This is a genomic window from Novosphingobium percolationis, assembly GCF_020179425.1.
Classification (GTDB): domain Bacteria; phylum Pseudomonadota; class Alphaproteobacteria; order Sphingomonadales; family Sphingomonadaceae; genus Novosphingobium; species Novosphingobium percolationis.
The window spans coordinates 240,502-258,779 of record NZ_JAILYM010000005.1 but is presented as its reverse complement, the minus strand read 5'-3'; the positions used below and the strand labels follow the sequence as shown (position 1 = coordinate 258,779).

Sequence of the window (18,278 nt, the reverse complement as noted above, 5' to 3'; positions counted from 1 at the left end):
GCGCGCGGGCATCCGGTTTGCCATCGGAGCAGGTCAGGCGCGCGCTTCGCTGACCCCGGCGCTGTTGTGGCGCAGCGCCTTCAGCACGGTATCGACGATCTGCGGCGCGTTGAGCCCCGCCGTGTCGTACTGCTTGTCCGGGCTGTCATGGTCCTGGAATACGTCGGGCAGGCGCATGGTGCGGATCTTCAGCCCGGCATCGGTCAGACCCTCGTCGCTCGCCATGGTCAGCACGTGGGCGCCCAGCCCGCCGATCGAGCCTTCCTCGATCGTCACCACCACTTCGTGCGTCGCCATCAGGCGGCGGATCAGGTCGGTGTCGAGCGGCTTGACGAAGCGCAGGTCGGCTACGGTCGTCGGCAGGCCCTTCGCTTCGAGCTGGTCCGCCGCCTTGAGCGCTTCGGCCAGACGCGTGCCCAGCGACAGCAGCGCCACCTTGGAGCCTTCGCGCACGATCCGGCCCTTGCCGATCTCCAGCCGTTGGGGCGTTTCCGGCAGTGGCACCCCCACGCCGTTGCCGCGCGGATAGCGGAACGCGATCGGCCCGCTGTCGTGGCACGCCGCGGTGTGCGTCATGTGGACCAGCTCGGCCTCGTCCGCCGCCGCCATGACCACCATGTTGGGCAGGCTGGCAAGGTAGGTCACGTCGAACGAGCCCGCGTGCGTCGCGCCGTCCGCGCCGACAAGCCCTGCGCGGTCGATGGCGAAGCGCACCGGCAGGTTCTGGATCGCCACGTCATGCACCACCTGGTCATAGGCGCGCTGCAGGAAGGTCGAATAGATCGCGCAGAACGGGCGCATCCCCTCTGCCGCCAGCCCCGCCGCGAACGTCACCGCGTGCTGTTCGGCAATGCCCACGTCGAAGCTGCGATCCGGGTAGGTGGCGGCGAACTTGTCGAGCCCGGTGCCCGACGGCATCGCCGCGGTGATCGCGCAGATCGTGGCATCGCGCGCGGCTTCGGCCACCAGCGCCTGGGCAAAGACATTGGTATAGCTGGGCGGGCCGCCCGCGCTCTTGACCTGCTCGCCGGTGATGACGTCGAACTTCTGCACGCCGTGGTACTTGTCTGCCGCCGCCTCGGCCGGGCCATAGCCCTTGCCCTTCTGCGTCACGACATGGATCAGGCACGGCCCTTCGGCGGCATCACGCACGTTTTCCAGCACCGGGATCAGCTGGTCGAGATTGTGGCCGTCGATCGGACCCACGTAGTAGAAGCCCAGCTCCTCGAACAGCGTGCCGCCCATGGCGAGCCCGCGCGCGAACTCGTCGGTCTTCTTCGCCGCCTTGTGCAGCGGCTCTGGGAGGCGGCGCGAGATCTTGCGCAGCGTGTCGCGCAGGCCGAGGAACGGCCCCGACGAGACCAGCCGCGCGAGATAGGCGGAAAGCCCGCCGACCGGCGGCGCGATCGACATGTCGTTGTCGTTGAGGATCACGATCAGGCGATTGCCCGCGGCTTGCGCGTTGTTCATCGCCTCGTAGGCCATGCCGGCGCTCATCGCTCCGTCGCCGATCACCGCAATGCCCTTGCCCGGCGCGCCCGCCAGCTTGTTGGCGACGGCAAAGCCCAGCGCCGCCGAGATCGACGTGGACGAATGCGCGGTGCCGAACGGGTCGTATTCGCTCTCGCTGCGCTTGGTGAAGCCCGACAGGCCACCGGGCTGGCGCAACGTGCGGATGCGGTCTCGCCGCCCGGTCAGGATCTTGTGCGGATAGGCCTGGTGGCCCACGTCCCAGATCAGCCGGTCTTCAGGCGTGTTGAACACGTAATGGATCGCCACGGTCAGCTCGACCACGCCGAGCCCTGACCCCAGGTGCCCGCCGGTCTGCCCGACCGCGCTGATCATCTCGGCGCGCAACTCGTCCGCCAGCTGGCGGAGCTGCGAGGGGGGGAGCTTGCGCAGGTCGTCGGGGGTGTCGACGGTGTCGAGGAGCGGGGTGGCCGGGATTGCGGACATTCGCCCGCCTTACACCCTTGTCACGCGCCGTCCAACCACAACAAAGCGTTTGCACGAGCGGGCGGGCACGCGGCATGGCCAAGGCGATGACCGCAATCACAATTCGCTCCGCCACGCCTGCAGACCTTGACGCCTTGCGCGCGGTGATGGACGCCGCGATCGGCCAGCTCCAAGCCGGGTTCCTTTCGCCCGAACAGGTCGAATCGAGTCGCGCGGTGATGGGGCTCGACCAGCAACTCGTTGAAGACGGGACGTATTTCGTCGCCGAGATCGACGGCACCATCGCCGGGTGCGGCGGTTGGAGCCGTCGCGCCACGCTCTATGGCGGTGACCACAGCACCGCCTTGCGCGAGCCCCGCCTGCTCGATCCCGCCGCCGAAGCGGCGCGCATCCGCGCGATGTATACCGTCCCCGCCTTCGCCCGGCGCGGGGTGGGCCGCGCGCTGCTGGCCCATTGCGAGACGGCAGCGAAGAGCGAAGGCTTCACCGCATGCGAGCTGATGGGAACGCTGTCGGGCGTGCCCCTCTATACCGTGTCCGGCTACCAGGTGGTCGAAGAAATCGAGGACGCGCGCGGCGGAGCGCCGGTGCCGTTGAAGCGGATGCGCAAGGCGCTGTGACCACGTCGGGTGCCGTTGGGGCGCCGTCAGGTGTGGCTCAGGCGCAGTGTCTGCACACCCCGCGCAGTTCCACCACCGGGCGCACATCGGCAAAGCCCGCGCCTTGCGCCGCCTGCCGCAGCGCCCCGGTGAGGCGGTCGTCGTCAAGGTGCGTCGCCTGTCCGCAGACGTCGCAGATCAGGAAGATGCAATCGTGGCGACAGCCGGGATGGGTGTTGGCGAGGTAGGCATTGGCGCTCTCCACGCGGCGCGCGAGGTTGGTACGCACGAACAGGTCGAGGATGCGATAGACGCTGTTGGCCGCCACGCGCTTGCCCCGCCGCGTGCCGACGCTTTCGGCGATGTCGTAGGCCGAGGCCGGTTTTTCGCGATCCGCCAGGGCCTCGAAAACGTCGGCGCGCATATCGGTCCACTGCTCGCCCGACGCGACGAGCACGTCGCGCGCTGCGCCGATCAGCGTTTCGCCTGCGAAATGGTGATGATGGTGGCCGCCCATGCCTTCCAGATAGGCGCAGCCGCCCGAATCCGCAATCAATTGGGCTGGAACCGCGCGGACCAGAGCTGCGGGAACGTGCGCTGCAACGCGGCGACCTTGGGGACGTCCCAGCGGCGGATATAGCCGTGGTTCGGGTTCTTCAGCGCGAAGTCCTGGTGATGGGTTTCGGCCGGATAGAAGCTCTTGCCCGGTTCGATCCGCGTGACGATCGGGCGCTTCCACGGATCAAGACGGCGCAGTTGCGCGATATAGGCGGCAGCGACGCGCGCCTGCTCCGCATCGCGCGGAAACAGCGCGTTGCGGTATTGCGGGCCGACGTCGGGCTCCTGCCGATCAAGCTGGGTGGGATCGCTGGCGACGCCGAAGAACACCTGCAGCAGCTGGTCGTAGCGGATCACGGCGGGATCGTAGGTGACGCGCACCGATTCGGCATGGCCGGTGGTGCCGGTGCTGACCGTGTCGTAATCGGCATCGGCGCTGCGGCCCCCGGCATAGCCCGAGACCACGCTGGACACGCCCTTGAGGTGGCTGAACACCGCCTCCATGCCCCAGAAGCAGCCGCCTGCGAACACCGCGGTGCGGCGGCCGGGCGCTTCGACGGCCTTTACGGCGGCTTCGGGGGTGCGCACCGCCTGTTCGGCCTGCGCAGGTTGCTGGCAGGCGCTCAAGGCCAGCGCGAGAGCCAGCCCCGCGACCAAGGTGCGAGGCCGGCGGACGATCACCGGGCGGGCGCCGCCAGCGTGGAGGGCGCTTCTGCCGCATGGACCTTCGCCGCGATGCTGACGCCCATGCCGAGCGTGCCGATGGCAAAGCCGAGCAGGAGCGAGCGGTAGAAGTCCTTGGCGAAGAGACGCATGAGGGAAAGTCCGTTGATATTCAGCGCAGGTGCGCGATTGCGCGCCGCGCCTTGACCGTGCTGTGAACAAACGCACAGCATTTGCGATATTTCGCACTTGCGGCACGACAAGCCGTGCCGGCGATTTGCATTCAGTCGCGCAAGGCGACCCAGATCGGGGCGTGATCGCTGGCCTTTTCCCGCCCGCGATAGGCCTTGTCGACTCCCGCACCGGCCAGCCTGTCGGCCAGTGCGGGCGAGAGCAGCGCATGATCGATGCGGAAGCCATGATCGCGGGCCCAAGCCCCGGCCTGGTAGTCCCAGAACGTCCAGACGCCGCCTTGCGGATTGTGCAGGTCGATCGCGTCTGTCCAGCCATCGTTGAGCAGGCGGCGATAGGCATCACGCGATTCGGGCTGCATCAGCGCATCGCTGGCCATGGCGGGCACCGAATAGGTGTCCTTGTCCTCGGGAATGACATTGTAGTCGCCGATCACCAGCGCCGGGCGCTCCTCGGCCAGCAGCTCGCGCATCCGGCTGCGCAGGCGCTCCATCCAGCGCAGCTTGTAGTCGAACTTCGGCCCCGGCTGGGGGTTGCCGTTGGGCAAGTAGATGCACACCACGCGCAAGCCGAACACGTCGGCTTCGAGATAGCGGGCGTGCTCGTCCTCGGGATCGCCCGCAAGGCCGCGATGCACTTCCACCGGCGGGACGCCATCGGCAAGGATGGCCACGCCGTTGAAGCCCTTCTGCCCGTGCCAGATCGCGTGATAGCCGATCTTCTCGAACTCGGCGGCGGGGAAGCCTTCGTCCTGCGTCTTGATTTCCTGCAGGCAGGCGACGCTGGGGCGGGTCTCCTCGAGCCATTCGAGCAGGCGCGGAAGGCGTGCCTTGATGCCGTTGATGTTGAAGCTGGCGACCTTGATCGTCACACCGAAAAACTCGAACCACAGCCGCAGCCGGAAGCTGCTTGCGGATTGGTGACGCGGAAGGCCGCGCCGCCCAGTGATTCTACGTATTCGACGGTGGCGCCGTTCACGAGATCGAGGCTGACCGAATCGACCAGCAGCTTGACGCCGTCGGTCTCGGCCACGCTGTCATCGGCTTCAGGCGCATCGGCCAGGCCGAACTTGTACTGGAAGCCCGAACAGCCGCCGCCTTCGACCGAAAGGCGCAGGATCGCGGGCTTCGCCTGCTTGGCGGCGATGGCGGCAACGCGCGCGGCGGCGCTGGGCGCAAGGATGACGGCAGGTTCACTCATGCCGTTTCAGATAGGGACGCGAACGCTCCGGCTCAAGCGGCAGGTGCGACAATCAGGCCGACTGGATGTAGCTGCGCATCGCCTCGGCCTCGGCCTCGATCGAATCGAGCCGATGCTTGACGAGGTCGCCGATCGAGATGAACGCCACCATCCGCCCGTTCTCGACCACCGGAAGGTGGCGGATACGCCGGCGGGTCATGAGGCTGAGCGCCTGCAACACGCTGTCGCGCGGCGCAACGCTGATCACCGGCGCGGTCATCACATCGCGCACCTTCATGCGCAGCGCGTCGGCTCCATGCGCCTGGAGGCAGTAGAGCACGTCGCGTTCGGAGAAGATCCCGGCCACCGCGGTGCCCGCATCCTCGACCGGCAGCGCGCCGATCCGCTTCTTCGCCAGAACTTCAACCGCATCGGCCACGCAGTCTTCGGCGTGGCAGCTCCAGACTTCGCCCGAACGGCCAGCTATCAGCTTGGCAATCGTCATGGCATCCTCCTCTGTCCCAAGGTCAGGGGCGGGTTTTTCCCGCCTCCGGGACGAGCCATGATGCCACCATTGCAGCCAGTGTCAAAGTATTGCCTAAGCCCCTGATCGCTCCCATCTTTCACGCCGATGCCCAGATCTCCCAACCCTAAAGCCTCGCCGCTCGACGATCCGCACAAGGCGGCCCACGCCTGGGCACGCTTCCGTGCGCTGATGTGGGGCATGGGCGTCGTCACGCTGGTGACGATCCTGGGGGTATGGGGCTATCTGTGGTCGCAGTTCGGGCTGGTTTCGATCCATCTCTACATCGCCACGTTCCTGGGAATCGGGTTGACGATGATGCTGATGGGGGCGCTGATGGGCCTCGTGTTCCTGTCGAGTGGAACGGGCCACGACGAATCGATCGACGATCCGCTGGACGACAAGACCTGGTGACTGCCGGGCAACCGGACGCGCCGAGGGGTGGCGCGTCCGGCCCTGTCAGACCCGATCAGGCCGCAGCTTGGTAGGCTTCCTGTTCCGCCGCGATCAGGATGTCGGCGAGCATCCAATAGGCTTCGCCCCACGCGCCCAGCACTTCGTCGGTGGCAACGTCGGCGCCCAGCACGTCGCGAATCGCGGGCAGCAGCGCTTCGGCGACCAGCGGGTAGTGTTCGGCATGCACGCCGGTTTCGACATGGCGCGCCACCATGCGCTGCACCGCCGGCCCAAGGTTGCCGAGCTTGTCGATGTTCTTGGCATAAGCGAGGATCGCCGCTGCCAGCCGCTTGGGCTGCTCGCCGCTTTCCTGCGCCGCGCGATCGAACATCGCAGCAACTTCCTCGTTCTGGAACAAGCGCTTGTACATCGCGGTGGTGATAGCCACCCCGTGCTGTTCGAGCGCGGGCGCGGTGGACTTGACGATGGCAATGGCAGCGGGGGAAGCGGTGCGCATGGGGTTCTCCTGAAACTGGTATCTTATTTACCAGTATTTGAAATGCTTGATTTCGACAAGCCCTCTCGGGCATGAAAACCCCTGACGGAAAAGATAGATGCAGCTGACCCAACACACCGACTTCGGCCTGCGCCTGCTCGCCGTGCTTGCGCGCGAGGGCGGGCCGTTGTCGCTGCCCAAGTTCGCCGGCGAGCAGGGCCTTTCATACAACCACGTGGCCAAGGTGGCGCAGGCGCTGGTGCACGAAGGCTTCGTCACCAGCCAGCGCGGGCGCGGAGGCGGGATCACGCTGGCGCGCCCCGCGAACGAGATCGTGGTCGGCAAAGTGGTGCGCGCACTGGAACGGGGCATGAAGCTGGCCGATTGTGGCCGTTGCGCCCTGCGCGGTGGCTGCGGGCTTTCGGGCGTGCTGGCAGAGGCGCTCGAAGCTTTCCTTGCGGTGCTGGATCGCTACACGCTCGCCGAAGTGGCGGCATCGGGCGCGCCGGCCTTCCCCGCCTGGGCCCTGCCCCTGCCTCCATCCCTGCCCGATCCCGCCGGAACCTGCGCCGCCCCCGTCGATTGATCCTGCGCACGAAGCGCGCCGCTGCGGCGCGCACCCCCGTCCGAGGGGGCAGCGTGGGAGAGACGTCCGATGAACACCATCGCCGCTTTCGTCGGCCGCATCCTGCTGGCCTTGATCTTCATCGTTTCCGGCACGTCGAAACTGTTCGATCCGGTCGGCACCAACGCCATGATCGTCAAGGCGGGCTTACCCGATGGTCTCGCGCTGCCGGTGGCGCTGTTCGAGCTGGTCGGCGGCATCGCCATCGCGCTCGGCTTCATGACCCGGCTTTTCGCGATCCTGTTCGCCGGGTTCTGCCTGCTGACGATCCTGTTCTTCCACCGGGACTTCGCCGATCCCCTGCAGTCGGCCATGGCGCTCAAGAACCTTGCCATGGCGGGCGGTTTCCTGTGCCTGTTCGCGCATAGCCAGATGCGCTGGAGCTATGATTCGATGCGACTTGCCCGGCGCGGCGACATCGCCACGCGCGAAGCGGAGGAACGCGCGCGCGAGGCCGAACTGCGCGCCGCGCGCGCCGAAGGCCATGTCGCGGGCGTGGCCAGCCGCCCCGCAACCGATGGCACGACTTACGTCACCACGGACCTGAACGGCGATGGCGTGGCCGACCGTCCGCGCCGCCGGTGGTGGTCGCTGAACTGACCGATCAGGGCTTGCGCATCGCGGCGACGCAAGCCGCCCGATCGACATCGCGGCCATCGCCCCGGCGCGCATCGACATAGGTCGCGGTGGCCTTGCCTCCGGGCGCTGGCGGATAGAGGTAGGCATCGAGGATGCATGCCCCTCCCGACCACTGCAGCTTGCGCGCATCTTCCTCGCGCACGTCAAGCCGGGGCGCGCCGAACAGGCGGGTGAGTTGTTCGGCATCGGCGCCGATCACCCCTTCGAGTCCGGGCAGGACTTGCACTTGCGCAGCAGGACGCTGCGGCGGCGGACGCAGCACAGGCCGCGTCGGCGGATGGCCGGTGCTGCGGATCGTCGCGGCCTTGCCGGTGGCGCTGGTGGCGGCGCCGGTTGCACCGCCGCATGCGCCAAGCAGGGCGGAAAGCGCGCAAAGAACGAGAAAACGGGCCAGCATTCCAACTGCATGACCTGCCTCCTGCGGTGCTGTCAACGCCGCCGCGCTGCGCCGCAGCACGCTTGCGATGCGCGCGCCACGCGGCTACCCCCTGAGGCATCCTCTCCCCCTCGCCTTGCGGAGCCTTCATGACCACCCCCCAGTTTGACGTCATCGCCATCGGCAACGCCATCGTCGATGTCATGGCTCCGGCCGAAGACACCCAGATCGCGCAGCTCGGCCTCGCCAAGGGCGGGATGACACTGGTCGATGCCGACCGTGCCGCCGAACTCTATGCCGCGATGGGCCCCGCGCGCGAGATCTCGGGCGGCTCCGCCGCCAACACGCTGGCCGGCCTTGCCGCGCTCGGCGCGAAGTGCGGCTTCATCGGGCAGGTGGCCGACGACCAGTTCGGCCAGGTGTTCCGCCACGACATCAATGCCGGCGGCATCGCCTTCGACACGCCCGCCAGCACCGGCGGCGCGCCCACCGCGCAGTGCCTGATCTTCGTGACACCCGACGGGCAGCGCACGATGAACACGTTCCTCGGCGCATCGCAGTACCTGCCTCCCGAAGCGCTGGACGACACGCTGATCGCATCGGCGGGCGTGCTCTACCTCGAAGGCTACCTGTGGGATCCCGAAGAGCCGCGCCGCGCCATGCGCAAGGCGATTGCCGCCGCGCGCGCTGCCGGTCGCAAGGTGGCCTTCACGCTGTCGGATTCCTTCGTGATCGCGCGTCATGGCGACGATTTCCGCACGCTGATCGACGCGGGCGAGATCGACATCCTGTTCGCCAACGAGCACGAACTCGCCTCGCTGACCGGCAGGGAGGATTTCCACGAAGGCATCGCCGCGCTGGAGGCTAAGGTGCCGACGCTGGTCGTCACGCGCAGCGAAAAGGGCGCGCACGCAGTTTCGGGCGGCGAACACGCCCACGTTGCGGCAGAACCCGTGGCCAGGGTGGTCGACACCACGGGTGCGGGCGACCTGTTCGCGGCGGGCTTCCTGTTCGGCCACGTGCGCGGCCTTCCGCTCGGCGAATGCCTGCGGCTGGGCGCGATCTGCGCGGCCGAGATCATCTCGCACTACGGCGCCCGGCCCGAGGCCGACCTTGCGGACCTCATCGCGCCGGTAATCGGCTGAACTTTTTTGGCAGGCGGGGCTTAAACCCCGCCGCCCATGGCCGTTCTACGTCCGCGCGCAAAAGGTGCGCGCGTTGCAGAGCGTGAGACCATGAGCGCAGGTGTTTCCCCAATTTCGCCCGTCCTGTCCGGCACCCCGGCCAGCCGCACCAGCTACGACGCCACGCCGGTTTCGCCGGTCGTGCAGAAGGCGACCTGCATCACCACGCAGGACCCGCCCAGCCGCTACGATCCGAGCGTGACCGTGCCCCGCCCGCCGACCGACATCACCTCGGGCGTCAACATCATGGTGTGATGCCGGATGCGGGAAGGTCTCAGCCCTCCCGCTCGATCTCGCGCCAACCGATGTCGCGGCGGCAGAAACCTTCCGGAAAGTCGATCGCATCGACCGCCGCATAGGCCGCATCGCGCGCGGCCCGCACAGTGCGGCCCTTGGCAGTGACGTTGAGCACGCGCCCACCGCTCGCGCTCAGCACGCCATCGAACCCAAGCGTCGTGCCCGCATGGAACACCTTGGCCCCGGTCGCCTCGGCAGCGGGGATGTGGTCGATCCGTCCGCCCTTCTTCGGGGTGCCGGGATACCCTTGCGCCGCCATCACCACGGTCAGCGCCGGTTCGGGCGTGAACGTCGGCGGCGCGATCGAGGCCAGCTTGCTGTCCGCGCAGGCAAGCAGCAGTTCGACCAGGTCGGATTCGAGCCGCATCATCAGCACCTGGCATTCGGGATCACCGAAGCGGGCGTTGTATTCGATAAGCTTCGGCCCTTCGGCCGTCAGCATCAGCCCGGCATAGAGCACGCCCGAATAGGGCATGCCTTCGTCGGCCATGGCCTTGACCGTGGGGCCCACGATCTTGGCGATGGTTTCGGCTTCCAGCTCGGGCGTCAGTACGCGCGCCGGGCTGTAGGCGCCCATGCCGCCGGTGTTGGGGCCGACATCGCCATCGCCCACGCGCTTGTGGTCCTGCGCCGAGGCGAACGAGACGATCGTCGCGCCATCGGTCAGCGCGAAGAAGCTGGCTTCCTCGCCGGTGAGGAATTCCTCGACCACGACTTCGGCGCCCGCCGATCCGAACGCGCCGTCGAACATGTCGTCCACCGCGGCCTGCGCCTCGTCCATGGTCATCGCCACGACCACGCCCTTGCCCGCGGCAAGGCCATCAGCCTTGATCACCACCGGCGCGCCGAAGCGGGCGAGCGCGGCGCGCGCCTCTTCCAGCGACTTTGCGCGGACATAACCGGCGGTCGGGATGTTGGCGCGGGCGCACAAGTCCTTGGTGAAGCCCTTCGAGCCTTCAAGCTGCGCGGCAAGGCGGCTGGGGCCGAACACCGAGAACCCGGCGGCGCGCAGCGAATCCGACAGGCCATCGACCAGCGGCGCTTCGGGTCCGATCACGATCAGGCCGATGCGGTGGCCTTCACAGAACGTGACCACGGCGGCATGATCGGTCACGTCGAGCGCGACGAGGTCGGCATGATCGGCGATGCCGGGATTGCCGGGCGTAGCATAGAGCTTGTCGAGCAAGGGCGATTGGGCCAGTTTCCACGCGAGCGCATGTTCGCGCCCCCCCGACCCGATCAGCAGGATATTCATGGCTTTCCCTTCTTCGCCCGACGACGACTACGCGGCTGGCGGGCTCCTAGCGAGCGAACGCGATAGGGACAACGCCCCCGTGCTGTCGATCTCGGAGATTTCGGCACAACTCAAGCGCACGGTCGAGGACCGTTTCGGCTTCGTGCGCGTGCGTGGCGAGCTTTCGGGCGTGAAGCGCGCGGCCTCGGGCCATGTCTACCTGTCGCTCAAGGACGAATCGGCGCGGCTCGATGGCGTGATGTGGCGCGGCAACGCGCAGCGGCTGTCGTTCCGTGTCGAGGATGGCATCGAAGTCGTCGCCACGGGCAAGCTCACCACGTATCCCGGGCGTTCCAACTACCAGATCGTGATCGACCGCATGGAGATCGCGGGCGAAGGCGCGCTGCTGGCGCTGCTGGCCAAGACCAAGGCGCGGCTGGAGGCCGAAGGGCTGTTCGCGCCCGAACGCAAGCGGCCCCTGCCCTTCCTGCCGCGCGTGATCGGCGTCGTCACCTCGCCCACCGGCGCAGTGATCCGCGACATCCTGCACCGGTTGCGCGACCGCTTCCCCAGTCATGTCGTGGTCTGGCCGGTGCTGGTCCAGGGCCAGGGGGCCGCAGCGCAGGTGGCAGCGGCGGTGCGCGGCTTTTCCGCGATCCAGCCCGGTGGCCCGGTGCCACGCCCCGACCTCGTCATCGTCGCGCGCGGCGGCGGTTCGATCGAGGACTTGTGGTCGTTCAACGAGGAAGAGGTGGTCCGCGCCATCGCGGAGTGCTCTATCCCCGTGATCAGCGCAGTGGGGCACGAGACCGACACCACGCTGGCCGATTTCGCCGCCGACCTACGCGCGCCCACCCCCACCGCTGCCGCCGAGATTGCGGTGCCGGTGCTGGGCGAGCTATCGGCCACGCTCAGCGATCTGCACGCGCGCAAGCAGCGCGGCATGGTGCGGCTGCTGGGCCTTGCGCGCGAGCGGCTGGCCGCGCGCGGCGACCGCCTGCCACACCCGCAGGCGCTGCTCGAAGCGCAAGCGCAGCGGCTCGACGACCTGACCGACCGCCTGCGCCGGGGCCTTGTCCACCGCACCGAGATCGCGCGCGGCGCGCTGGGACGTTCGGCGGGCGCACTGCGGCCTGCACTGCTGTCTGCGCGGCTGGCGCGGGCAAGCGACCGGCTGGCGGCGCAGCGGTTGCGCCCCGAAGCGGTGCTGCAGCGGATCGATGCCCTGCGCGGCCGAGTCGATGCGCTCGACCGCCTGCGCCGCTCGCTCGATCCCGAAGCGCCGCTGCAACGCGGCTATGTGCTGGTCACAGATCGCGACGGCGCGGTGATCAAGGACCGCGCGACGGCAGCGGCGCGCACCGCGCTGACGCTCAAGTTCGCCGATGGCGCGCTCGACGTCACGGCAGGCGAAGCACCGCCATCGCTGCGCCCCGCCCCCAAGCCCCGCCTGCCGGCCAGCGGCGACGCACAGCCGAAATTGCTTTGAGCGACAGCACGGCGTAGGATCGGGCCATGCTGATGTCACCGACCGGGCGCCTTGCCCGCCTCCACTACCTGCCCGGCAGCTTCCGCCAGCTTTCCGCCGGCGACCACGTATTGTGCGCCGTGACCGCCGCGCAGATCCCGCTCGACATGCTGCGCTACTGGTGCGCTGAGCGGCAGGAAGCCTATGCCAGCGCCGATATCGCGACGAAACGGCTGCTGGGACAGTAGGCTTTTGCGCGTGCCGGTCAGTCGCTCTTCCAGCGACCCGTCTGCACGCGCTCGGCACCTTCACGCTGCTGGGCGCGCATTACCGCCCAGTCGCTCGCGGTTGCACAGACCTTCTTCGCGCCAAAGCGGGTGCCGATCTGCTCGACATTGCGGCAGATCATCCGGCCGCTGTCGCCGACGTCTTCCTTGTCGTTGACGGGCTTGGCCGAGGGGCCTGCGGGGGCCGCCTCGCCCGTAGCGGCACTCGACGCGGCGGGTTCGGCATGGGCCGTTCCTGCTGCAAGGAGCAGCGCGACAGCCAGCGGCACGGCAATGCGTTTCATCGGGGTATATCTCCATCCGTTCCGTGAAAGGGGCGGATGCGAACCGAGATCACGGCCGCCAGCCGCGCCACGGGCCAGGTTGCATTTGCCCAGAATGCGGCCACAATCGAACCGGGTCAATTGCTTGCGGTACGCGGGATCGATGCTGCAGCGCAAAAAGGGCGGGGCTTGATGGAAGCGGAAGAACGCGCTCGGCGTTCCGGCGAGGTCGATGCAGCACTGGCGCAGCGTGACACTGCCACGGCGCTGCGGCTGATGGAGCAGATGCTGGCCGAAGCCCCGGATGGCTTCGGGCTGGACGAATGGCGCAAGATCGGGGCGATCCGGCGCGCCACGGGCGATCTGCGCGGCGCGCTGGCCGCCGTGCACCAGGCGCTGGTCTGCGCGCCGCTCGATTTTTTCAGCCTGCTGGCCAAGGCTTCGTTGCAGGAGCAGTTGGGCGATCCCGCTTGCGGAGAAACCTTCGGACGAGCGCTCGCCCAGCGCCCGTCAGGAGATCTGCCGCCCGGGCTGCAAGGCGCCGTCGCCCATGCCGAACAGGCCTATGCCGCGCATCAAGCACGGGTCGAAACCAACCTGCTGGCGGGAGTGTCGCCCGTGCTGGGCGGGCTGGACGATGCGGCGCGCCTGCGTACGGAGCGGTTCGTGTCGAACATAAGCCGTCGTACCCGCGCATGGCACAGCACGCCCACCCATTTCCACTACCCCGCGCTGCGCGAGAACGAGTTCCACGAACGCCACCTGTTTCCATGGCTTGAGGCGTGGGAAGCGCTGACCGACGTGATCGCGGAAGAATACGCCGCGGTGCTGCGTGCCGAAACCGCCGACCTGCAACCCTATCTGACCTATGGCGAGGACGAACCGCTGGCGCAGTGGCGCGCGCTCAACCGATCGCGCGACTGGACCGCCATCCACCTGCTCCAGCGTGGGCAGGTGATCGAGGCCAATGCCCGCCATTGCCCGCGCACAATGGCGTTCCTGCAGAACGTGCCGCAACCAGCCATCCCTGGGTGCGGAGCGAACGCGATGTTTTCGCTGCTCGCCCCCGACACGCGCATTCCACCGCATGTCGGCGTCGCCAATTTCCGGCTGGTGGCGCACCTGCCGCTGATCGTGCCGCGCGATTGCTGGTTCCGCGTCGGTGGGACAACCCGCGAATGGAAGCGGGGCGAGGCCTTCGTCTTCGACGACACGATCGAGCACGAGGCCGCCAACGACAGCGACGAGTTGCGCGTCGTCATGATCATCGACTGCTGGCACCCGGACATCGCGCCCGCCGAACGCGCCGCGATCACGGAAATCATTGCGCGCAGCCCGAACGCCGGCGGCGGGCTCTAGGAGAGCGGGACGGTCACTCCACCCGACGCATCTTGACACCGCGCTGACCGTCGATGTTGGCGCGATAGCTGCCGAGCGCACCGCGCCTGATCGTCACCTTGTCGCCCACGCGCGGGTCCATAACCAGCTCATCGGTGCTGATCTGCTCCCACACCGCACCATCGGCCAGCGTGATGCGCCAGCCAACGCCCGCGATCGGGCGCGCGGCGGTGAGCGTCGACGAGATCTCGGAGACTTCGTCGTCCTCCTCGCGGCCGTCGCCGAAGATGTTCAGCGACGGCAGCTTGAACCCGAACAGACCGCGCCGCGCCGTCTTCATCTCGGCCTTGTCGGCGATGACCACGTCGCGCGCCTCCACAGCCTGGTTGAGCGCCGCAGCCTCGCGATCATAACAGGCCAGCCGCTGCGCTGGATCGGCCTGCGTGCGACAATCGACCAGTCGGCGCACCACGTCGGGCGTCGCGGCGGCCACGTCCTTCCGCGCGCGGGCGTCCACGCCCCCCATGGCGGTGGCGGTCAGAATCGCGGCTGCAACCGCTGCGGCGGGCCATCGTATCGATCGCATCTGGGGCATCCTCCTCGACACGCGCAGGTTGGCCAAGCGTGCGGCCGCTGGCAAGCGGCGGGGAGATAGTTTCCATAGTGTGGCATAATGGTTACATCAGGAACAAATATCCGGCCCCGCCCGGAGGGCCGCCTTTACACTGCACCGCCGTTTGGGGCACCCGAACATCATCCGGGGGCAGTGTCATCCGCGCAATGCGTGGGGCCGCGCCCGGCCTGAACCTGGCAGAACGATCGTTTTGCCAACGTCATAGGGGCTGGAAACTCATGAACACACGTAACCTGCTGAAGGCGACCGTCGCGCCTGCAGCGCTGGGTCTGGCGATGATCGCCGTCCCGGCATTCGCGCAGGAAGCCGCACAGGCTTCGGCCGACGACGCCGCAGCGCCCGCGCCGATCGTCGTCACCGGCTCGCGCATTGCCTCGCCGAACCTTGAATCGGTCAGCCCGGTCACCGTCGTTTCCAACGCAGACATCAAGATCACCGGCACAACCCGTGTCGAAGACCTGCTGAACTCGCTGCCCCAGGTCTTCGCCGGGCAGGGCTCCAACGTCTCCAACGGCGCCACCGGCACCGCCACGCTGAACCTGCGCGGCCTCGGTTCGGACCGTACGCTCGTCCTCGTCAACGGTCGTCGCGTGGTCCCGGGTGACCCGAGCAGCTCGGCCGCCGACATCAACATCATCCCCGCTGCGATCCTGAAGCGCGTCGACGTGCTGACGGGCGGCGCCTCGTCGGTCTATGGCGCGGACGCGGTCGCAGGCGTCGTCAACTTCGTGATGGACACCAAGTTCGAAGGCTTCCGCATCGACGGCCAGTACAGCCTCTACAACCACAACAACCGCGCCGGCACCGCGATCACGCAGGAGCTGGATCGCCGCGGCTTCGGTTATCCGAAGGGTACGTCGACCAACGGCGGCGCGGTTGACGCGACGCTGTCGTTCGGCACCGGCTTCGACGATGGCCACGGCCATATCACCGCCTACATGGGCTATCGCAAGGTCAACCCGGTCCTCCAGTCCTCGCGCGACTACAGCTCGTGCTCGCTCTCGGCCCGTTCGCAGGCCCAGTTCGACAAGGACGGCCGCCTGTTCGCTTGCGGCGGTTCGGCCACCTCGGCCAACGGCACGCTGTTCGTGTACGACACCGTGGATGGCGCGTTCACCTCGACCGCGTACCAGATCGGCGCAGGTCGCACGCTCGACCCGGGCTTCACGCCGTACAACTTCGCGCCGCTGAACTACTACCAGCGTCCCGATGAACGCTACACGGCGGGCCTTTTCGCCGACTACGAAATCAGCGAAGCGCTGCATCCGTACATGGAATTCATGTTCATGGATGACCGCACCGTGGCGCAGATCGCCCCGTCGGGCGATTTCGGCAACACCCTCTCGCTCAACTGCGACAACCCGTTGCTGGGCGCCGCGCAGAAGGCCGTGGTCTGCGACACCGAGAACCTGCTGGTCAGCGCCGATCCGCGCGAAGCCTTCAGCGTCGTCGGCAACACCCCCGGCTCGGTGCCGTACCTGTTCACCGACCCGACCACCGGCCAGCAGTACACCAAGGGCTTTGCCCAGATCCTGCGCCGCAACGTCGAAGGCGGGGCGCGCCGCGACGACCTGCAGCACACCAGCTACCGCGCCGTCCTGGGCACCAAGGGCCAGCTGAGCAAGGCATGGAACTACGACGTGTACTACCAGTACGGTCGTACCAACTATTCCGAGACGTACTTCAACGACTTCTCGGTCTCGCGCCTGACCAATGCGCTCGACGTCGTCACCGATCCGTCGACCGGCAACCCCGTTTGCCGCGTGACCCTGCAGGGCGACAAGAGCGGCTGCGTTCCCTACGACATCTTCAACCCCGGCGGCGTGAGCCAGGCCGCGCTCAACTACCTGCAGATCCCGGGCTTCCAACGCGGCATCAACACCGAGCAGGTCCTGAGCGGCTACGTCTCGGGCGACCTGGGTGAATACGGCCTCAAGACCCCGTGGGCCAGCGATGGCGTGGGCGTGGTGCTTGGCGGCGAATACCGCAAGGAAACGCTCGATTTCACCGCGGACGCGGCTTACCAGACCGGCGACCTTGCCGGCCAGGGCGCGGCTACGCTGCCGGTTAAGGGCGACTACAGCGTCAAGGAGTTCTTCAGCGAACTTCGCGTGCCGCTCGTCCAGGACAGCTTCATCTACAACCTGACGGTCACGGGCGGCTATCGCTACTCGAGCTATAAGGTTTCGGGTGGCAACAGCTTCTCCACCAGCACCTACAAGGCAGAATTCGAGCTGGCGCCGACCCGCGACATCCGTTTCCGTGGCGGTTACAACCGCGCGGTGCGCGTGCCGACCCTGCAGGATCTCTTCGCTCCCCAGCGGGTCGCGCTTGACGGTGCCGAAGATCCCTGCGCCGGCTTCACCATCACGGCTGCGGACGCGGGCTGCCTTGCCCAGGGTCTGACCGTGGGCCAGTACGTCGCGCCGAACCCGGCGGGCCAGTACAACGGCTTCATCGGCGGTGAACGCAGCCTGCAGCCGGAAACCTCGGACACCTACACCGTGGGCGCCGTGTTCACGCCGACCTTCCTGCCCGGCTTCAACGCCAGCGTCGACTACTTCGACATCAAGGTCGACGGCGCCATCCAGGGCTACGGTTCGGACGCGATCGTGTCGGAATGCACCACCACCGCCAACCCGACCTACTGCAACCTCGTGCATCGCGATGCCTCGGGTTCGCTGTGGCGCAGCTCGGACGGCTATGTCGTGAACCTGCCGCACAACGTCGGTGGGCTGAGCACCAAGGGCATCGACGTGACTGCGTCGTACAACCGCCAGGTTGGCAACATCGGTCGCGTGACCGCCAGCTTCGTCGGCACCTACCTGGTGGATCTGATCACCGACAACGGCATCAGCAAGGCCTATGAATGCGCCCAGCGTTATGGCGCGGTCTGCGGCTCGCCCAACCCGCGTTGGCGTCACCAGATGCGCGTCGGTCTCGAAACCAAGCGTGGCATGGGATTCTCGATCCGCTGGCGCTATTTCGATGGCGTGGACCAGGATCGCACCAGCACCAACCGCACGCTGACCGGCGCGGTGCAGCCCGCCAACAAGCACATCCCCTCGGTGAGCTACTTCGACCTGGGCTTCAACGCCCGCATCGGCGATCACTACACGTTCCGCCTCGGCGCGAACAACGTGTTCGACAAGGCGCCGCCGATCGTCGGCACGCCGGGTTGCGCTTCGTCTTCGTGCAACGGCAACACCTATGCGCAGGTCTATGACGCGCTGGGTCGTTACATCTTCGCCGGCGTCACGCTCGACTTCTAAGTCGCGCACGATCGGACTGGATGTAAGGGGCGGGGCTCGCAAGAGTCCCGCCCTTTGCGTTTTTGCGCCTCGCGCAGGCAAGATCGAGCCGCTATCCAT

General features: G+C 67.5%; 22 protein-coding genes. 10 read left to right on the top strand and 12 right to left on the bottom strand.

Annotation, left to right across the window (positions count from 1 at the left end; genetic code table 11):
- Positions 1 to 33 precede the first annotated feature (33 nt).
- Complete coding sequence (gene dxs, locus K3A84_RS14710; protein ID WP_225010101.1) at positions 34 to 1,956, bottom strand: 1-deoxy-D-xylulose-5-phosphate synthase; 1,923 nt, start codon at positions 1,954 to 1,956, stop codon at positions 34 to 36.
- 86 nt (positions 1,957 to 2,042) lie between these two features.
- Between dxs and K3A84_RS14705 the strand changes: the two genes are divergently transcribed.
- A complete protein-coding gene (locus K3A84_RS14705; protein WP_225010100.1) occupies positions 2,043 to 2,576 on the top strand; it encodes a GNAT family N-acetyltransferase in 534 nt (177 codons plus the stop codon).
- Between the two features lie 37 nt (positions 2,577 to 2,613).
- On the opposite strand, the gene K3A84_RS14700 is transcribed toward K3A84_RS14705, so the two are convergent.
- The 6 genes from K3A84_RS14700 to K3A84_RS14675 all read right to left on the bottom strand — a co-directional run bounded on the left by K3A84_RS14700 (position 2,614) and on the right by K3A84_RS14675 (position 5,652).
- Positions 2,614 to 3,072 (bottom strand): Fur family transcriptional regulator, encoded by a 459-nt coding sequence (locus K3A84_RS14700; RefSeq protein WP_225010182.1) that lies wholly within the window; start codon positions 3,070 to 3,072, stop codon positions 2,614 to 2,616.
- Positions 3,073 to 3,107: 35 nt separating this feature from the next.
- Positions 3,108 to 3,794 carry a peptide-methionine (S)-S-oxide reductase MsrA gene (msrA, locus tag K3A84_RS14695; protein WP_225010099.1) on the bottom strand — a complete coding sequence of 229 codons (687 nt, stop codon included), beginning with the start codon at positions 3,792 to 3,794 and terminating at the stop codon, positions 3,108 to 3,110.
- The gene (locus K3A84_RS14690) at positions 3,791 to 3,928 is read right to left on the bottom strand and encodes a hypothetical protein (RefSeq protein WP_225010098.1); all 138 of its coding nucleotides are present in this window, start codon (positions 3,926 to 3,928) and stop codon (positions 3,791 to 3,793) included. The genes msrA and K3A84_RS14690 overlap by 4 nt, the downstream gene beginning before the upstream one ends.
- Positions 3,929 to 4,059: 131 nt before the next feature.
- Positions 4,060 to 4,833 (bottom strand): exodeoxyribonuclease III, encoded by a 774-nt coding sequence (gene xth / locus K3A84_RS14685; RefSeq protein ID WP_225010181.1) that lies wholly within the window; start codon positions 4,831 to 4,833, stop codon positions 4,060 to 4,062.
- Between the two features lie 2 nt (positions 4,834 to 4,835).
- Positions 4,836 to 5,168, bottom strand: coding sequence for a HesB/IscA family protein (locus tag K3A84_RS14680; protein WP_225010097.1), 333 nt, complete (start codon positions 5,166 to 5,168; stop codon positions 4,836 to 4,838).
- Positions 5,169 to 5,220: 52 nt separating this feature from the next.
- Positions 5,221 to 5,652, bottom strand: a complete 432-nt coding sequence (locus K3A84_RS14675) for a CBS domain-containing protein (RefSeq protein WP_225010096.1) — start codon at positions 5,650 to 5,652, stop codon at positions 5,221 to 5,223.
- 126 nt (positions 5,653 to 5,778) lie between these two features.
- Between K3A84_RS14675 and K3A84_RS14670 the strand changes: the two genes are divergently transcribed.
- Positions 5,779 to 6,084, top strand: a complete 306-nt coding sequence (locus tag K3A84_RS14670; RefSeq protein WP_225010095.1) for a hypothetical protein — start codon at positions 5,779 to 5,781, stop codon at positions 6,082 to 6,084.
- A gap of 55 nt (positions 6,085 to 6,139) precedes the next feature.
- Here the strand turns inward: K3A84_RS14670 and K3A84_RS14665 are convergent, their stop codons facing one another.
- Positions 6,140 to 6,583 carry a globin domain-containing protein gene (locus K3A84_RS14665; RefSeq protein WP_225010094.1) on the bottom strand — a complete coding sequence of 148 codons (444 nt, stop codon included), beginning with the start codon at positions 6,581 to 6,583 and terminating at the stop codon, positions 6,140 to 6,142.
- 97 nt (positions 6,584 to 6,680) lie between these two features.
- On the opposite strand from K3A84_RS14665, the gene K3A84_RS14660 reads away from it, so the two are divergent.
- Together K3A84_RS14660 and K3A84_RS14655 are read left to right on the top strand one after the other, a co-directional pair.
- Positions 6,681 to 7,148, top strand: coding sequence for an RrF2 family transcriptional regulator (locus K3A84_RS14660; protein ID WP_225010093.1), 468 nt, complete (start codon positions 6,681 to 6,683; stop codon positions 7,146 to 7,148).
- Positions 7,149 to 7,217: 69 nt separating this feature from the next.
- Positions 7,218 to 7,787, top strand: coding sequence for a DoxX family protein (locus K3A84_RS14655; protein WP_225010092.1), 570 nt, complete (start codon positions 7,218 to 7,220; stop codon positions 7,785 to 7,787).
- Positions 7,788 to 7,791: 4 nt separating this feature from the next.
- Here K3A84_RS14655 and K3A84_RS14650 read toward each other — a convergent pair whose 3' ends face one another.
- The gene (locus tag K3A84_RS14650) at positions 7,792 to 8,223 is read right to left on the bottom strand and encodes a hypothetical protein (RefSeq protein ID WP_225010091.1); all 432 of its coding nucleotides are present in this window, start codon (positions 8,221 to 8,223) and stop codon (positions 7,792 to 7,794) included.
- Between the two features lie 128 nt (positions 8,224 to 8,351).
- Here K3A84_RS14650 and K3A84_RS14645 point away from each other — a divergent pair, with 128 nt between their 5' ends.
- Positions 8,352 to 9,347 carry an adenosine kinase gene (locus tag K3A84_RS14645; protein WP_225010090.1) on the top strand — a complete coding sequence of 332 codons (996 nt, stop codon included), beginning with the start codon at positions 8,352 to 8,354 and terminating at the stop codon, positions 9,345 to 9,347.
- 90 nt (positions 9,348 to 9,437) lie between these two features.
- On the top strand, positions 9,438 to 9,641 hold the full coding sequence (locus tag K3A84_RS14640; RefSeq protein WP_225010089.1) for a hypothetical protein: 204 nt from the start codon (positions 9,438 to 9,440) through the stop codon (positions 9,639 to 9,641).
- A 19-nt stretch (positions 9,642 to 9,660) separates the two neighbouring features.
- Here K3A84_RS14640 and purD read toward each other — a convergent pair whose 3' ends face one another.
- A complete protein-coding gene (purD, locus tag K3A84_RS14635; protein WP_225010088.1) occupies positions 9,661 to 10,938 on the bottom strand; it encodes a phosphoribosylamine--glycine ligase in 1,278 nt (425 codons plus the stop codon).
- Between purD and xseA the strand changes: the two genes are divergently transcribed.
- Positions 10,937 to 12,406, top strand: a complete 1,470-nt coding sequence (xseA, locus tag K3A84_RS14630) for an exodeoxyribonuclease VII large subunit (protein ID WP_225010087.1) — start codon at positions 10,937 to 10,939, stop codon at positions 12,404 to 12,406. The two genes, purD and xseA, sit on opposite strands and share 2 nt — an antisense overlap.
- Positions 12,407 to 12,432: 26 nt before the next feature.
- A complete protein-coding gene (locus K3A84_RS14625; RefSeq protein ID WP_225010086.1) occupies positions 12,433 to 12,633 on the top strand; it encodes a DUF2093 domain-containing protein in 201 nt (66 codons plus the stop codon).
- Positions 12,634 to 12,650: 17 nt separating this feature from the next.
- Here K3A84_RS14625 and K3A84_RS14620 read toward each other — a convergent pair whose 3' ends face one another.
- The gene (locus K3A84_RS14620; RefSeq protein ID WP_225010085.1) at positions 12,651 to 12,956 is read right to left on the bottom strand and encodes a hypothetical protein; all 306 of its coding nucleotides are present in this window, start codon (positions 12,954 to 12,956) and stop codon (positions 12,651 to 12,653) included.
- Between the two features lie 171 nt (positions 12,957 to 13,127).
- Between K3A84_RS14620 and K3A84_RS14615 the strand changes: the two genes are divergently transcribed.
- Complete coding sequence (locus K3A84_RS14615) at positions 13,128 to 14,294, top strand: aspartyl/asparaginyl beta-hydroxylase domain-containing protein (RefSeq protein WP_225010084.1); 1,167 nt, start codon at positions 13,128 to 13,130, stop codon at positions 14,292 to 14,294.
- A 13-nt stretch (positions 14,295 to 14,307) separates the two neighbouring features.
- Here the strand turns inward: K3A84_RS14615 and K3A84_RS14610 are convergent, their stop codons facing one another.
- Positions 14,308 to 14,859: a hypothetical protein gene (locus K3A84_RS14610; protein ID WP_225010083.1), complete on the bottom strand. Its 552-nt coding sequence runs from the start codon at positions 14,857 to 14,859 to the stop codon at positions 14,308 to 14,310.
- A 266-nt stretch (positions 14,860 to 15,125) separates the two neighbouring features.
- Between K3A84_RS14610 and K3A84_RS14605 the strand changes: the two genes are divergently transcribed.
- Positions 15,126 to 18,179 carry a TonB-dependent receptor domain-containing protein gene (locus K3A84_RS14605; protein ID WP_225010082.1) on the top strand — a complete coding sequence of 1,018 codons (3,054 nt, stop codon included), beginning with the start codon at positions 15,126 to 15,128 and terminating at the stop codon, positions 18,177 to 18,179.
- The last annotated feature ends 99 nt before the right edge of the window (positions 18,180 to 18,278 follow it).

Coding starts and splice junctions, on each gene's coding strand:
- K3A84_RS14670 (WP_225010095.1), top strand. CDS start 5,779: ATGCCCAGATCTCCCAACCCTAAAGCCTCGCCGCTCGACGATCCGCAC.
- K3A84_RS14615 (WP_225010084.1), top strand. CDS start 13,128: ATGGAAGCGGAAGAACGCGCTCGGCGTTCCGGCGAGGTCGATGCAGCA.
- dxs (WP_225010101.1), bottom strand. CDS start 1,956: ATGTCCGCAATCCCGGCCACCCCGCTCCTCGACACCGTCGACACCCCC.
- K3A84_RS14660 (WP_225010093.1), top strand. CDS start 6,681: ATGCAGCTGACCCAACACACCGACTTCGGCCTGCGCCTGCTCGCCGTG.
- purD (WP_225010088.1), bottom strand. CDS start 10,938: ATGAATATCCTGCTGATCGGGTCGGGGGGGCGCGAACATGCGCTCGCG.
- K3A84_RS14690 (WP_225010098.1), bottom strand. CDS start 3,928: ATGCGTCTCTTCGCCAAGGACTTCTACCGCTCGCTCCTGCTCGGCTTT.
- K3A84_RS14640 (WP_225010089.1), top strand. CDS start 9,438: ATGAGCGCAGGTGTTTCCCCAATTTCGCCCGTCCTGTCCGGCACCCCG.
- K3A84_RS14610 (WP_225010083.1), bottom strand. CDS start 14,859: ATGCGATCGATACGATGGCCCGCCGCAGCGGTTGCAGCCGCGATTCTG.
- K3A84_RS14625 (WP_225010086.1), top strand. CDS start 12,433: ATGCTGATGTCACCGACCGGGCGCCTTGCCCGCCTCCACTACCTGCCC.
- xseA (WP_225010087.1), top strand. CDS start 10,937: ATGGCTTTCCCTTCTTCGCCCGACGACGACTACGCGGCTGGCGGGCTC.
- K3A84_RS14700 (WP_225010182.1), bottom strand. CDS start 3,072: ATGGGCGGCCACCATCATCACCATTTCGCAGGCGAAACGCTGATCGGC.
- K3A84_RS14665 (WP_225010094.1), bottom strand. CDS start 6,583: ATGCGCACCGCTTCCCCCGCTGCCATTGCCATCGTCAAGTCCACCGCG.
- K3A84_RS14620 (WP_225010085.1), bottom strand. CDS start 12,956: ATGAAACGCATTGCCGTGCCGCTGGCTGTCGCGCTGCTCCTTGCAGCA.
- K3A84_RS14605 (WP_225010082.1), top strand. CDS start 15,126: ATGAACACACGTAACCTGCTGAAGGCGACCGTCGCGCCTGCAGCGCTG.
- K3A84_RS14655 (WP_225010092.1), top strand. CDS start 7,218: ATGAACACCATCGCCGCTTTCGTCGGCCGCATCCTGCTGGCCTTGATC.
- K3A84_RS14680 (WP_225010097.1), bottom strand. CDS start 5,168: ATGAGTGAACCTGCCGTCATCCTTGCGCCCAGCGCCGCCGCGCGCGTT.
- K3A84_RS14675 (WP_225010096.1), bottom strand. CDS start 5,652: ATGACGATTGCCAAGCTGATAGCTGGCCGTTCGGGCGAAGTCTGGAGC.
- K3A84_RS14650 (WP_225010091.1), bottom strand. CDS start 8,223: ATGCTGGCCCGTTTTCTCGTTCTTTGCGCGCTTTCCGCCCTGCTTGGC.
- K3A84_RS14705 (WP_225010100.1), top strand. CDS start 2,043: ATGACCGCAATCACAATTCGCTCCGCCACGCCTGCAGACCTTGACGCC.
- K3A84_RS14645 (WP_225010090.1), top strand. CDS start 8,352: ATGACCACCCCCCAGTTTGACGTCATCGCCATCGGCAACGCCATCGTC.